The sequence below is a fragment of the Brevibacillus schisleri genome, assembly GCF_055685845.1.
Window position 1 is genome coordinate 117,710 of sequence record NZ_JBVNDM010000001.1, and the last position, 14,629, is coordinate 132,338.

At 47.7% G+C, this 14,629-nt stretch carries 12 protein-coding genes and 1 pseudogene; 12 read left to right on the top strand and 1 reads right to left on the bottom strand.

Features of this window, described 5'->3' with window-relative positions; genetic code table 11:
- Nucleotides 1–15: 15 nt before the first annotated feature.
- From ACUUHJ_RS00725 to ACUUHJ_RS00750, 6 genes are all read left to right on the top strand, one after another.
- On the top strand, nucleotides 16–1,083 hold the full coding sequence (locus ACUUHJ_RS00725) for a peptidylprolyl isomerase (RefSeq protein WP_289675499.1): 1,068 nt from the start codon (nucleotides 16–18) through the stop codon (nucleotides 1,081–1,083).
- 231 nt (nucleotides 1,084–1,314) lie between these two features.
- Nucleotides 1,315–1,857: a stage V sporulation protein T gene (spoVT, locus tag ACUUHJ_RS00730; protein WP_289675501.1), complete on the top strand. Its 543-nt coding sequence runs from the start codon at nucleotides 1,315–1,317 to the stop codon at nucleotides 1,855–1,857.
- Between the two features lie 108 nt (nucleotides 1,858–1,965).
- A complete protein-coding gene (locus tag ACUUHJ_RS00735; RefSeq protein WP_087350646.1) occupies nucleotides 1,966–3,630 on the top strand; it encodes a putative polysaccharide biosynthesis protein in 1,665 nt (554 codons plus the stop codon).
- Between the two features lie 9 nt (nucleotides 3,631–3,639).
- Complete coding sequence (gene yabN / locus ACUUHJ_RS00740; protein WP_472301123.1) at nucleotides 3,640–5,109, top strand: bifunctional methyltransferase/pyrophosphohydrolase YabN; 1,470 nt, start codon at nucleotides 3,640–3,642, stop codon at nucleotides 5,107–5,109.
- Complete coding sequence (locus ACUUHJ_RS00745; RefSeq protein ID WP_012683879.1) at nucleotides 5,099–5,392, top strand: RNA-binding S4 domain-containing protein; 294 nt, start codon at nucleotides 5,099–5,101, stop codon at nucleotides 5,390–5,392. Before yabN ends, ACUUHJ_RS00745 begins: the two co-directional genes overlap by 11 nt.
- A gap of 110 nt (nucleotides 5,393–5,502) precedes the next feature.
- Nucleotides 5,503–7,638 (top strand): GDYXXLXY domain-containing protein, encoded by a 2,136-nt coding sequence (locus ACUUHJ_RS00750; RefSeq protein ID WP_472298071.1) that lies wholly within the window; start codon nucleotides 5,503–5,505, stop codon nucleotides 7,636–7,638.
- Between the two features lie 26 nt (nucleotides 7,639–7,664).
- Here ACUUHJ_RS00750 and ACUUHJ_RS00755 read toward each other — a convergent pair whose 3' ends face one another.
- Nucleotides 7,665–8,945 (bottom strand): MDR family MFS transporter, encoded by a 1,281-nt coding sequence (locus tag ACUUHJ_RS00755; RefSeq protein ID WP_289675504.1) that lies wholly within the window; start codon nucleotides 8,943–8,945, stop codon nucleotides 7,665–7,667.
- A gap of 99 nt (nucleotides 8,946–9,044) precedes the next feature.
- Between ACUUHJ_RS00755 and ACUUHJ_RS00760 the strand changes: the two genes are divergently transcribed.
- The 6 genes and pseudogenes from ACUUHJ_RS00760 to ACUUHJ_RS00785 form a co-directional block, all read left to right on the top strand.
- On the top strand, nucleotides 9,045–10,823 hold the full coding sequence (locus ACUUHJ_RS00760) for an ABC transporter substrate-binding protein (RefSeq protein ID WP_472298072.1): 1,779 nt from the start codon (nucleotides 9,045–9,047) through the stop codon (nucleotides 10,821–10,823).
- 60 nt (nucleotides 10,824–10,883) lie between these two features.
- Entirely contained in the window at nucleotides 10,884–12,917 is a 2,034-nt protein-coding gene (locus ACUUHJ_RS00765; RefSeq protein WP_472298073.1) for a copper amine oxidase N-terminal domain-containing protein, read from the top strand.
- Between the two features lie 123 nt (nucleotides 12,918–13,040).
- Complete coding sequence (yabP, locus tag ACUUHJ_RS00770) at nucleotides 13,041–13,325, top strand: sporulation protein YabP (protein ID WP_007726414.1); 285 nt, start codon at nucleotides 13,041–13,043, stop codon at nucleotides 13,323–13,325.
- Nucleotides 13,322–13,894, top strand: coding sequence for a spore cortex biosynthesis protein YabQ (gene yabQ / locus ACUUHJ_RS00775; RefSeq protein WP_064202222.1), 573 nt, complete (start codon nucleotides 13,322–13,324; stop codon nucleotides 13,892–13,894). The genes yabP and yabQ overlap by 4 nt, the downstream gene beginning before the upstream one ends.
- Nucleotides 13,895–13,912: 18 nt before the next feature.
- Nucleotides 13,913–14,221 carry an FtsB family cell division protein gene (locus ACUUHJ_RS00780; RefSeq protein ID WP_012683885.1) on the top strand — a complete coding sequence of 103 codons (309 nt, stop codon included), beginning with the start codon at nucleotides 13,913–13,915 and terminating at the stop codon, nucleotides 14,219–14,221.
- Nucleotides 14,218–14,364, top strand: a pseudogene (locus ACUUHJ_RS00785) (S1 RNA-binding domain-containing protein); the annotation flags it as partial. The gene ACUUHJ_RS00780 and the pseudogene ACUUHJ_RS00785, both read left to right, overlap by 4 nt.
- Nucleotides 14,365–14,629 lie beyond the last annotated feature (265 nt).

A 14,629-nucleotide genomic window follows, 5' to 3' on the forward strand; every position in this document is an offset into this window, starting at 1 on the left:
GGGAGAACCTTATTTATGAAACGTTCTGTAGCGATTCTATCTTCGGCTGTTCTGGTCGTGGCACTCATGACTGGTTGCGGTGGAAAAGCAGAAGAAGCGAAACAAGACTCAAAAACTCCAGCGAATCAGACAGATGGCAGTAAACAAGCTGCTAATGATCCTTTGGTACAATTCCCTAAACTCACTCTGCCTTACGCAGCAGACCAGAAAGCTGTCATTGTGGAGTATCAAGGAGGAACTGTAACAGGAAAAGAATTCGAAGAGTTCCTGCGTGTCATTAACTTCATGAACCCACAACAAGGTACCATGATTGAAATGGCTGATAGCAAATCACTGAAGGCTTTTGCTCGTGAGTTCACAGCTACCAAGGTTTTGGCTAGCCGTTCCGACGACGCTATGAAAAAAGAGTCCAAAGAACTCGCTGAGAAAACTTTCGAGAAAATCAAAACACAGTACATGGGCTTTTTGGGCAAGGATGAAGCTCAGTTCAACAAGCTCATGGATGGCCAAGGCGTAACCAAGGACATGATCATCAATCAGATGGACTTGATCAACCAGTCCATCAATGTGATGAAAAAGAATATCGACGATGCTACGCTGAAGCAAACCTATGATCAAATGGACAAAGCTTCCCGTACCGTTGCTTCTGTTCGCCACATCCTGATCTCTACCGAAAAGCGCACACCAGAAGAGGCGTTGAAAATCTCCAACGACTTGGAAGCGCGCCTGAAAAAGGGTGAAGACTTCGCGAAGCTGGCAACAGAGTTCACAGATGACCCAGGCAGCAAGCAGTCTGGGGGCTTGTACGAAAATGCGGATGTAACACAATGGGTACCAGAATTTAAAGAAGCATCCCTGACACAAAAAGTCGGTGAAGTTGGACCGCCAGTAAAAACTAATTTTGGTTACCATATTATTAAGGTCGAGAATCGCAAAGAAAAGACCTTTGATGAGATGAAAGAACAGCTCCGCGCGAGTTCTTTGGAGAAAGCGTACGATACTTTCGCCAAGACCGAGCTGGACAAGCTCATTACGAAATTCAACATCCCGCAGTCCAAAAATGACGCTCCGGCAAAAAAATAGGAAGTCCGAAGAAAACAGGGAATTCGTTTCCCTGTTTTTTCGTTTTCTCGCATATTCTTCAAACGTGGGCAAATACTATTATCACTCGCTACCACCCGGGGGAGAGTAATTGAAGTAACTGGCAAAAATTGATACCATCACCCATAGTTAAAATTAGAATTTGAGGAAAAAATACAACCAACCACCATCTATACACTACCCACTTCTTACGGGAAAGCGAGGCAACAAGACATGAAAGCAACTGGTATCGTTCGTCGAATTGACGACCTCGGTCGGGTCGTGATTCCTAAGGAGATTCGTCGTACACTGCGCATTCGTGAGGGCGACCCGCTTGAGATTTTTGTGGATCGTGACGGAGAAGTCATTCTCAAAAAGTATTCACCGATTGGAGAATTGGGTGATTTTGCAAAAGAGTACGCCGACTCTTTGTATGAAAGCATGAATCATACCGTACTGATTTCAGACAGGGATACTGTCATTGCTGTGGCAGGGGCCTCCAAAAAGGAATACTTGGAGAAACCAATTGGTAGCATTGTTGAGAAATGCTTGGAGGAAAGAAAGACCAGACTGGAGAAAAACACAGGCTCTTATGAAATTTGTCGTGATTTGAACGAGACGATGGGCTCGTTCGTCATCGCACCGATTGTTGCAGGAGGCGATCCAATCGGGTCCGTGATCCTCCTCAACAAAAACGAGTCAACGAAGATGAGTGATTTGGAGATCAAAATGTCGGAAACAGCGGCCGGTTTCCTGGCAAAGCAAATGGAGCAGTAAGATCGCTCAGCAAAAACAGCCTCGTACCCCGGGGCTGTTTTTCTTGTGCCCATGGCCTTGTGGTATAATGAACGAAGTTTTAGGTTGGAGAGGAGAAATTTCACTCACATGGGTCAAGAAAAAGCTTCCGTTCAATTTGTGAAAGGCGCGGCGATACTTGGAATTGCCGGTCTTGTCTCCAAGCTTTTAGGCGCTGTATACCGCATCCCATACCAAAACATTGCCGGAGATATCGGCTTGTACGTATATATGCAAGTATACCCGCTGTATACCGCGTTGTTGATTCTAGCGACGGCGGGTTTCCCCATTGCCATTTCCAAGATCGTCTCCGAGCGCGTCGCTGTCGGGGATGCGATCGGGGCACGCAGGGCGTTTCGAGTAGCCAGTATATCGCTGGTCGTTCTCGGGATCTTTTTCTTCTTACTGTTATATGGAGGGGCACCTATTATTGCCAGTATGATGGGTGATGAGCATTTGATTACCCCGCTCCGAGCGGTAGCTTGGTCACTGCCATTGGTACCGATGGCTGCGATCTTGCGCGGCTATTTTCAGGGGCATCAAAACATGATGCCGACTGGCGTTTCTCAGGTTGCTGAGCAGTTCATTCGCGTGATTTTCATTCTGGTTGCTGCATTCTGGGCGATGAACGTGTATCAGGACCCTTACCTGGCTGGTACAGGTGCCGTTTTTGCTGCTTTTCCAGGTGCTATTGCAGCTATTCTCGTCTTGCTTTGGTATTGGAGAGCGGACAAGAAGATGGGGCAGCTGTCCATGGGTCAGGTTCAGCAATCATCCGTGCAACCGTGGACCAATCGTCAAATACTTCGTCATCTCTTGACCTATGCCGTTCCGATTTGTATGGGCGCACTGGTTCTGCCGCTTGTTCCGCTTGTAGACTCGATGACCGTCGTCAATATGCTGCAATGGAGCGGGACCCCAGAGGACTTGGCCAAGCTTTTGAAGGGTGCATTTGACCGTGGTCAACCACTCATTCAGTTTGGTACGTTTTTTGCCACGTCCTTGTCGCTGGCGTTAGTGCCTGCAATCAGTGAAGCTGTTGCCCAGCGTCAGCATCAATTGATCTCTCATCGTTCCGAAGTGGCGATTCGACTGACATTCCTGTTGGGATTGCCTGCTTCCTTTGGACTTGCTCTGTTGGCGGAGCCGATCAACGTCATGCTCTACGGAGATAGCAACGGTACCGAGGCCCTCGCTGTACAGTCCTTCACGATTATTTTCGCCACGGTGAGCATTGCTAGCGCGGGAATTTTGCAAGGCTTGGGGCGTGTAATGCGACCTGCCCGCAACCTGTTTATTGGTGTATTGGTGAAGCTCATCCTCAATCTGGCACTCGTCCCGTTCTGGGGTATCTCTGGTGCAGCAGTGTCCACCGTTTTAGCTTATTTGGTTGCCATGGGACTAAACGTTTTAGCGGTAATTAAATACACAGGAGCAAACATTGGATTCCGTCAAACGGTGAAAAAGCCATTTGTGTCTGTCGTTGTGATGTCGATTGTCGTGCTGATTGTGGAGTGGCTCGCTAATACAGTGCTGGCCAGTGCCGGACTTTCCAATCGCTTGTTCTATACGCTGGTAGGCTTGATTGCTGTCGCTTTAGGAGCATTGTTCTATTTGCTGGCGCTTTTGAAAACGGGTGGACTCACGAGAAGTGATATTCAATTTTTGCCAAAAGGAAAGCGAATTGCTTCGCTGTTAACGAAATACAAGCTCCTCCCAGCGGAGAAGGCGAGAATGAACGAAAAGGAGGCGTGACAAGTGGAAATGAAGAATAAGACCATTACCGTAGTCGGTCTTGGTGCCGGAGATTTGGACCAGCTTCCTTATGGCATCTATCGTACGCTCAAAGCTGCCAAACAGCTGTATTTGCGCACGAAAGAGCATCCGGTCGTAGCCGAGTTGATCGAAGAAGGCATCACGATTGAATCCTTTGACGATGTATATGAGCAGCACGATACATTTTCCGATGTGTACACCGATATTGTAGAACGGCTTTTTTCACGGGTAAACGAAGCGGGCAGCCTTGTCTATGCCGTACCAGGTCATCCTTTGGTGGCGGAACGTACCGTGCAGTTGTTGTTGGCAGAGGGACCAAACCGTGGCGTAGAAATCGAAATCGGCGGTGGACAGAGCTTTATCGATCCGTTGTTTGCCCGCCTACATATCGATCCGATTGAGGGATTCTCTCTGCTGGATGGGACGGCGCTCGCTGCTCATCAAGTATCACCGGGTCTGCACACGATTATCGCGCAAGTGTACGATGCGTTTGTGGCCTCTGATGTGAAGCTGACCTTGATGGAAGTGCTGCCGGATGATTACGAGGTGACCGTAGCGACAGCTGTAGGGGTAGCGGGTCAAGAAATCATTGAGACAGTCCCGTTGTATGAACTGGACAGGCTCGATCATTTCGGGAATTTGTCCCTGGTGTATGTACCGCCGACGAAGGACGAGAAGGTGTCGTACCGCCAATTCTCCTACTTGAAAGAGATCGTTGCCATCCTGCGCAGTCCGGATGGATGCCCGTGGGATCGCGAGCAAACACATCAAAGCATCCGCAAAAACTTGATTGAAGAGACGTACGAGGTTTTGGAGACGATTGACGACGAGGATCCAGATGCGATGTGTGAGGAGCTGGGTGATTTGTTGATGCAAATCATGCTCCATTCGCAGATGGCAGCCGAAGACGGATATTTTTCGGTAGATGATGTTGTCGCGACGTTGAATGAAAAGCTAGTTCGCCGCCACCCGCACGTATTCGGGGAAAAGAGCGCGAATGATTCCGAGGAAGCGCTGGCGAATTGGCAGGAGATCAAAGCACAGGAAAAAGCAGCAAAAGGCATCGATGTAACGGTTCAATCACAGTTGGCGGGAATACCGCGCGACTTGCCAGCACTGATGTATGCGTACAAGCTGCAAAAGAAAGCAGCCCAAGTCGGCTTTGACTGGGACGATATTGCAGACGTGTACAAAAAGGTAGAAGAGGAATACCACGAACTACAAGAAGCATCAGAGGAAGAACGAGCTGGCGAGTTGGGGGATTTACTATTTGCGGTAGTCAATCTGGCGCGTTTCCTCGGGCTCGATCCGGAGGAAGCCCTCGCATTGACCAACAACAAGTTCAAGAAGCGCTTTTCCTATATTGAAGGCAAGCTGCAAGAAGCGGGTCGTACCTTTGAGCAGACGGACCTGCAAGAAATGGACAAATGGTGGGAGGAAGCCAAACATGAGACTTGATAAATACTTGAAAGTGTCTCGACTGATCAAGCGGCGCACGCTCGCAAAAGAAGTGTGCGACAAACAGCGTGTGGAAATCAACGATCGCCCAGCAAAGGCATCCAGTAATGTGAAAATCGGCGACAAGCTGGCGATCCGTTTCGGACAAAAAATCGTTTCGGTAAAAGTAGAGGATATCAAAGAAAACCCACGCAAAGAAGAAGCGGCTTCACTGTATACCGTCATCGGCGAAGTTCCCGTTCCGCGTGATGAAAAAGAAGAAGATGCCTACCTCAAAGGGTAATGTGCATACGAACAAAGACTGCCGGGATGGCAGTCTTTTTTTAGGCTTTTTTTCAACGAAGGGATATAATGGGAGTACCTGAAGGCATTTTCCGAAGGGATGTGTGCAGTATGCAACAAAACGGGGTTCGAACGGGCTACTTTTTGTCCATTTCGCTTCTGTTATCATCTATCCTATACTTTTTTGCTTCGAACTGGCCGCTTATGGTCAGGGAACAAAAGATCGGCGTCAGTGTGGCAATCCTCGTTCTTTTTTATTTATTATCCTATGGACTGCGTTTTATCAAACGACATTCGTTTTTGAGCAATTGGCTTCTGGTAGCTGGAGGCTTGGCTTTTGGCACCAGTGTGGCTTTGTTGGGGCAAATATACAATTCACATGCCGACAGCTATATGCTGTTCGTCGTATGGCTCATACCGAATTTGCTGTTCGCGATTTTCACGCGCTATCAGCCATTCTATGTCATCAGCTATGTCCTCGCTCATTTGGCGATTTACTTCTGTCTCCATCCATCCGTCATTCATGTAGCGCGTGAAGACGAGTGGTGGTTCATGATTTTTTGGTTGATTGCGTTGGGGAATATGGTCCTGTTCTGGTTAACCTCTACCGGGAGGTGGCATTCCAAGCCGATTTACTACCTATCGTTTCTGACGTTTTCCCTCAGTATTTTCGGTGCATCCTTCACCGAAGTGTATGGTCCGCTCCCTGAGCTTTTATATGTCCTGACGGGCGGGATTCTGTTTGTTACGTTTTTAAAATGGGTGCCGAGTCGCGGGCTTCTGATTGTGACGGCATCGTTGCTCGCGCTGTTTGTGCTCACTAATTTCATATCCTATATGGTGCAATATTTCTCAGAAAGCTTCTTTGTTTTCATGCTGCTGCTGACTGTACTCATTGTTTGGGGAGCAGTTGCAGGGATTAATTGGCTGCGCAAGGAATCAGCGCATCAAAAAAGCAAATGGGTTGTGTTCTTTCAAGAGGCATTCACGGTTCTCATCACAACCATTGCCGCATCCATTGGAGCCACTTCGATAGCAGGTCTGCTTTTTCTGATCATTCAAGACGAAGTGGTTATTGATTTACTGTTTTTCCTTTCATTAATTGGCTTTATTGGCCCTGTGGTGTTTATGAGCAGGATGAATACAACGGTACGATATACGCTGCTCACAATGGGCTATCTACTGGGTGTCGGTTCTATTCTCTTTTTAGAAGGAGCTTATTGGATTGTTTTCCTGTTGGTACTGTTATACGTGTGGAAAGCTGTCTCTGCCATTCCGGCGAGGCTTTTGACACAGTTGACCTTTTTAGTCGTCCTCGCTGCGAAGCTGGATGAGTACCTGCCTTCCTTTGAATATGTGCTCGTAATCATCTTTGCTACGCAGATGGCGATGCATTACGTAAAGCAATTGCCAGTCGTTTTGCAAAACAGCTCGTTGGTGTACGCCTTACTCTCGCTTTTGATCCTGACGGAGAAAAGCTTTCAATCAGGCTGGATGAATGTGGTCGTGAATCTGGCTTTTTTCGCAGTCAGCACGTATTTGTTGTACCGGACATTGCATCAGCAAAATAGGGTGAGATTCGGAATCGTGCTCGGTTTCTGGTTTGCCTTTCTCCTCATGAAGTACTACGACATGCTATGGAGCTTGCTGCACAAGTCACTGAGCCTGCTTTTGCTCAGTCTGGTGTTTTTCATCGCTACCTTGTGGTGGGATCGAAGGGCGAAAATCGAGTGGCCAAAAAGCGAACCTTCCCTTTTTGTGAGAAAAGCGCTTGTGTTGATTCCTGTTATTTTGCTGCAATTTGCTTTGATTGGCTATCAAGTATGGAGCAGTGAGACGATCCTGGCCAATGGAAAAACGGTGAAGCTGGAGCTGGTTCCAATCGATCCGCGTTCGTTGCTGCAAGGAGATTACGTCAGACTTGGCTACACCATATCTGCTTTGGACCAAGAACAGGTTGACTCAGGGGATAAGATTCGTGTCGTACTCCGTCAACAAGCAAATGGCTTGCACAGCTATAGTGGCTATTATGAGCGCAATGGTCGATGGAATCGGGCCTACGAGCCTCAGCCATCGGATGTGATCATTAATGGAAGCACAATCGGTGGCAATCGAGTGGAATACGGCATAGAAAGCTATTTTGTCCCGGAAGGAACCGGACTTGAAGTGGAGCGGAATGCCAAATACGCTATTGTGAAAATTGGCGAGAGAGGCGATGCCATTTTGGAGAGCCTGACGAACCAGTAACCTTTCAAAAAAAGAAGCTGCCTGTGTCATGTGGCAGCTTCTTTTGTGTGAGGAAGTAAACGTTCTTTGGAATCCATTTGCAACACGATCGAGCGGGTGAGGATGACACCTGCGACCCCCAGCGAAAAGATGAGGAGTGCCATTAGATAGGACGGGAGGACAGCTCCCAAAGTGATTCCGACTGCCCCCATGATCCGCGCTCCGGGCACAACAAGTCCGTTCACAGCCATGTAGGAGCTACGTAAATCATCTTTTACAATTTGCGCCAGATAGGTTTGGCGAATGGGAGCGTGAATCAGCTCGCCTATTGTGCTTATAAGCACCGCAGCCAGGATAACGATAAGGGAGTTGCTGTACATAATCAGTGAGTACCCGGCAATATACATCAGTCCACTTATATACAAGGCAGGTGCTTCTTTCAAGCGCTCGATGAGCTTGGTGACGGCAAGAGAGAAAAATACCACGAGAAGCGTATTTTCGAGCTGGATCAGGCTGAATATTTTGAGGCCAGTTAGTTCAACAGTGAACCAGTCAAATAAACCAATGCTCTGCGGGGCAAACTCCTGACCAAGTCTGACAGCGATGTAGTTAGGTGTTTGGAATTCCGGTGCAAAGATGAGCATGCCGCCTAGTGAAAAGAGGATGAAACGACGGTCAGTCATTACCAGCTTGTAGCTTGCAACCATATCCCGTAAGATACCTGTCCTCGATCCGACAAAGGGCATTGGCTTTGGCTGGTACGATTCCTTGATGGAAAAGGCGATGATCACCAGTGTGAGAAAGCTGACAACCGTTAGCACGAGAAGCAGTTCAAAGCGATGGGTAGCAAACAAGAGTCCTCCCACCACAGAACCTAGCGCAATCGATAAGTTGTTTGACCAGTAGTTGATGCCGTACATATACGTCCGGTTTTCTTTCGTACTGACATCGATGAGCATCGCATCTGCGGCGGGGTTAATCATTCCGTTACTCGCATTCTGGACGAGCATCATGGCAAACGTGAGCCAAGCAGAGTCGAGCCACGGGGAGTTCGCTGCCATCATGATGAAGAGAGCGCAGCACTGAATCCATTGTCCGTATACCATCACTTTTTTTCTGCCCCACCGATCAGCCAGGTAGCCGCCGTAGAAGCCCATCAAGATTTGCGCACATACGGTCAGGACTAACAGGAGCCCCGTTATAGCAGGACCGAGCTTGGCAGAAAAGTAGATGGCCATAAAAGGGAAGATCATATTTCCTACTAGACGTGTCAGAAAGGAAGTCACGATTCGTATGCGAATGTTGGGATGGAGTTGTGAAAAGCTCATGGGGACGACCTCCTTTTTTTCCAATTGTAGCTATGAAAAGGAGAAGAAAAAGGGTAAGATTCCTATATGAATTTCACCTTTTAAGGAATGAGATGCCTTATGAAAAGCAATGAGCACTTTATGCAGATGCTACTCGGGCTATCCGAATGGGAGACAGGGCGCGAACAAAAGATCGGTATACAAGAGTTGTCCCATCTTCTATGCTGTACGCCCCGCAATGTGAAACTGATTTTGCGCAAATGGGAGAGTGAGGGGCTTCTTTTATGGAAGGCAGGGGTAGGACGGGGCAATCATTCGAGGCTCACGATTCTCTGCGATATCACTGACTTTTTGGCTAGTTACTTTCAGAAGCTACTGATGGACGGAAAAGTTGGGGAAGCAGTGGAGCTTTTTCATCATAAAAATTTGCCTGTGGGTGCGAAGCGGCTTTTGCAGGAAACATGGGACAGTCAATTCGGATTTGTTGCAATAGAGAACGATAAGAGGAGTCAGGAGATTTTACGTATTCCGCGTGAACGAGCTTTTTCCACCATCGACCCTGCATTCGTAGCAGTAGCGGCGGAGAGTCATTTTATCCAGCAAATCTGCCACACGCTTGTCATTTTCGATTTGGCAACACAAGATTTTAAGCCCCAGCTAGCCTATGCTTGGGAAAGCAATCTGGATATGACTGCTTGGACCTTCTATTTACGAAAAGGAGTCCGATTCCACCATGGTCGTGTACTGACAGGAGAAGATGTAAGCTATACCGTTCAGCGACTGATTCAGCTGGATTCGCCGTATCGTTGGCAAGTGGACGATATCGATTGGATCGAACAGCGAAATGATGGAGCCATTACTTTTCATCTACGGAAGCCAAACGGTTTTTTCTTGCATTTAGTATCTTGCATCGGAATGTCGATCTTGCCGCATGATGTGCCGTTTTCGGAGTCTGCAATTGTAGGGACAGGCCCGTTTCGGATGGTCGAATTTACAGAGGATCGGTTGGTATTGGCAGCGTTCGACGACTATTATCGGGAGCGGGCCATTCTGGATCGGGTAGAAATCTGGCGAGTACCGGGATCATGTTCTTCGAAGCAACGGTATCAGCTCTCGCTGGCTGAGGATGAAGCGACGGAAGATGATAGCAAATCTTTGGAGGTTCAAGAGGTAGGCTGTCACTATCTGAACTTCAACTTTCGAAAGCCAGGTATTCAGCACGACTTCGCTTTTCGCCAGGCGATCAAACTACTGATCGACCCCGTACAAATGATTCGAGAACTGAAAAAAGAGACGTGTACGCCTGCCGGAAGCTTTTTGCCGGAGAGAAGCCAACGCATGCACTTTTCCTCCCATACCATAGAGGAGGCGGCTCATTGGCTACAAAAAAGCGCGTATCAGGGCGAGGCTGTCTTGTTGAGTTTTAACGACGCGAAAAAAGAGAGAGAAGAAGCAGAGTGGCTTCAGGAGAGGTGTCAGCGGGTTGGCATTCGACTTGAATTGCAGGGCATTACGAAAGGCCAGTTCTTGTCGTACGATACAGCTCAACATGCCGATATGGCTATGATGGGGGAAGTCCTGCAACGTGATATCGAGCTGGGGCTGATTGAGATATACAAAAACAAATGCTCCTTGGTACATCGTTTTTTAGATGATGACAGGCTGGCGATTGTTGAGGAGCGGATGTCAAAAATTCTTCAGCTACAGGACAGCAAAGAACGTATGTGGGCGTTGGAAAAGATGGAGGACATACTTACGGATGAGGCGTGGCTGCTTTTCCTGTACCATACGAAGCGATTGGATCACTACCATCCCGCCTTGCAAGGAATTGCGGTCGATTCGTTTGGGTGGATCGACTTTTCCAAGCTGTGGGTAAAATCATTCGTTACCAGTCTGTAACCCTTTCCTGCCGAACATTTCCTATCATAGTAGGGAACTTTAGAGAAGGAGGCGTTACCGTTGAACAAAAGCGTAAACAAAGGGATCTCAGTGCTGCTAGCCACTGCGGTACTGGCAAGTCCAGTGATGCTCGAGCCAAAAGCGGCTTATGCTCTCTCTATCGAGGATGTTTCTGCAGACAGTACACGTGTGGACGAGGAAACAGAATATACGATTGAGTTTGAAATCAATAAGGATCTATCATCAGGCGACAGTATTTTCGTTAGGTTCCCATCTGACTATTCAGTGGATAAAAAATTAAAAAAATCGGACGTCAAGCTGGAAGATGATGACGATGACAAAATTTCGATCGACAGCGTATCCGTAAGCAAGAATGTGGTCGAGATCGAAGTCGATGAAAAGATCAAAAAAGGCACTGTGCTTACACTAACCATTGATAATATCACCAACCCGGAAGACAAGGGCAGCTACGAGATCGAAGTAAAAACAAGTGCGGAGACCAGCTACAAGGGCGAAAAGATTACGATCAGCAAATCTTCGAGCAGTAGCAGCAGCAGTAGCAAGGGTGACTTCGAGGCTTCCCCTAGCAGTAAAAATGCCGAGGACTCCATCTCCTTAACGCTCGGAAAATTTAATCTCAGCTCAAAAAGCAGGCTGAAAGAGGGCAAATACATTTATGTCAATTTCCCCTCCAAGGACATGCTGCCAAAGAGCATCAGCAAATCTGATGTGAAGGTAAACGGGTACAAACCGGATTACGTATCGATTCTCGACAGCGACTCGATTCGGATTGAGATCCCGAGCGGTGCAGACGGAGATAGCTACATAAAGCTGGAGTTTACCTCTTCCGCGGGAATTGTAAACCCATCGAAACCAGACAAGTACTATTCGTTTGAAATTGAATACGACAGCAAAGAATACAAGTCAAAAGATGTAGAGATTACAAACACAAGCAATACGCCATTCACCGTTTCTTTGTCGGATAGTGCAGCGGGAGCGCGTACGAGCTATACATTTGACGTGGATCTTTCCAATAAGCTAGGGTCGAACGCAGAAATCGAGGTCGAATTCCCAAATGGAGTAACCGTTCCACCGGTTCTTACCAGTAACAGCGTCACCGTCAATGGCGCACAAGTGACGAATGTAAGCGTGTTGGGGAATAAGGTTTATTTCCGCACACCTTACGGATTCACTAGTACGAATCGCGCGAGCATCAAGTTTGCATTCGAAGGCTACTTGACCACTCCGAGAACAGCGGGAACCTATACCGTGACGGCCAAGATCGACAACAAGACCTATAAGTCGAAGGAATTTCAAGTTTCCGGAGTGACTCCACCAGTCGCGGTGGATAATACATTGGCAACGGTTGGGCTGACGAGAGCGACTGCCGCTACTCCTGCTGGTATTTCAATCGGTATCAAAGCTATGGGTGCTCCGATTGTTCGTAATCAGGGCTTCATTGAAGTCGTACTCCCAGTGGGCTTCCGTGTTCCAGCTTACTTGCCAGCGAACACAGTAACGGTGAACGGTGTGGCCGCTAACTTTGTTGGTGTACGCGGACAAAATCTGATTATTATTCCTGCCCAGGATATTCCGGCGAAAACAGCAGCTCAGGTCAATATCGCCGAGACAGCTGGCATTGTGAATCCGGCTACTCCAGGTGTGTACAGCATTGGCGTCTACAACTCCGAGGAGAGAGGCCTGCTCTTCTCCCGTCCGGCGACCATCGTGGCTCTGAATGGCGTGAGCTTCAAGCAGAGCGTCGCTTCCTTTACGAAGGCTGGTAAAACAACCGGACTCGCGGTGGCACCGTATACCGTCAATGGCAACACGCTAATGCCAACTACGTTTTTCCGTGATGCCCTCGGGTTTTCGATCAGCTACACCAAAACAACGGCAAAAGTCGTGAGCGGCAATACGGTCATGCAATTCAAGGTCGGTTCAAACGTAGCGACCATCAATGGCAAAAATGTAACGCTGCCTGCAGCGGTTCAGTTGAAAAACAACGTTCCTACCCTGCCTCTGAAAACCATCACGGAGCGTACCGGTTACAAAATCATCTACGTGAACGGGAACTACACCGTTTACAAGTAAAGATAGTGAGACGAAACCCCGTATTTATACGGGGTTTTCTTTTGTGTATGGACCGTTTTTGTTCTAACAGGACATCCCTCCCCATACGATAGTACAAGAAGGGTACGTGAGGAGGGAGTAATCATGAACGATCACACGAGACGGCCACGTCATGAAGTCGTGATGATTAATCGTCGCAGCTTAGCGATTTCGGGAGTAAAAAACGTCGAAAGCTTTGACAGCGAAGAATTCCTCTTGGAGACGGACGGCGGCTTTTTAACCATACGAGGCCAAAACCTGCATATGAAAAATCTGAGTCTGGAAACCGGAGAAGTAGCGATCGAGGGGCTCGTTCACGAGATGGCCTATTTGGAGCAAGGGCAGGCCGGCGATCGGTCGAGAGGATTCTTCGGCAAGTTATTCAAGTGAACATCGTCATCCAGTTGCAGACGGTATTGGCCATGTCGACGTGTGGTGCACTGATGGGTATGGGATTTGATACGTATCATGTATTTAAGGGCAAGGCCAGACTGCCACTCTGGTTGGTCTTTTTCTTTGACATCCTTTTTTGGGTGGGCAGTATGGGCGTTGTCTTCATAGTTTTGGTGAAAGTGAACGACGGGATCATTCGGTTTCCGATATTTTTTGGAATGATATTTGGCGCGTGGCTATATTTCTTATTAGGTAGTAAGAAGTATATCCTTTTCTTGCACCGCGTGATAAAATTCTGTCAGTGGTTTTACCGTACGGTCGTAAAAATTATAGACATCCTGCTAGTACGTCCTGTCCTCTTTCTTTTCCGCGTGATCATCATGGTGCTGACATTTTTGTATTCTGTGTTGCTCGCGATCCTCGGCTTTTTGTGGAAAGTGACGCGTTTTGTCACCTCTCCTTTTGCCAGATGGGGTCAACATTTGGGGAAAAAAATGTACGGAAAAACAACAGGATTTTGGACCAATTGGAAGAATTGGTTTCACTCAAAGAGAAAGCGGGAGTAGATTCGAGGTGACGTACTGATGAAAGAATCAAGAACCTCTTCCATTAACCGAAAAGGGCAAAGAAGGAGAATGCGTCTCTTTTTCTTTGTGATCCTGTGCTTTTTCGTCTGGACTAGCTATACCTTGTTTTTGCAGAGTGGCGAGTTGTCCAAGAAGGAGACAGAGCTGGGAGTCTTGAAGCAAGAATCAGCGGTCTTGCAGCAAAAGCAAGACGATCTGACCTATGAAGCAAGTCGGTTAAACGATCAGGAGTACTTGGCAGAGCTGGTACGTAAGCGAATTTTGTTTACCAAGCAAGGCGAAAGCATCTATATGATTCCGGATTGAGTATACAGCTGCTCTTCAACGAGAGGGAGACATTCCGCGTCGGAGCGTTTGTTCATCTGCCAGGCGATGTGACCGGACTGGTGCATATTAGTGAAATTGCTGACATCAACGTCCGGGACATCCATCCATTTTTAAAAATAAGTCTTCGTGAGGCAAGATCAGCCACCCCGCTATCAGCGGGAACAGTCCCTCTTGAAGAAAAGCGTAGAGAAAAGGCCGCGGTCGGCCTTTTTAATTGTGAAAATTATGACTTTTCTTTCTTTGTGGAAAGTGTATTTTGAATGTAAAAATAGGAAGGTCATTTCAAAGTCTTGACGAATACAGTATCCTAAGCCCGTTTCGCAAAGCGCGAATCACCTGTCAGCCGACGTTATCCGCCATAACGTCGGTTTTTTTTGTCCATTTGCG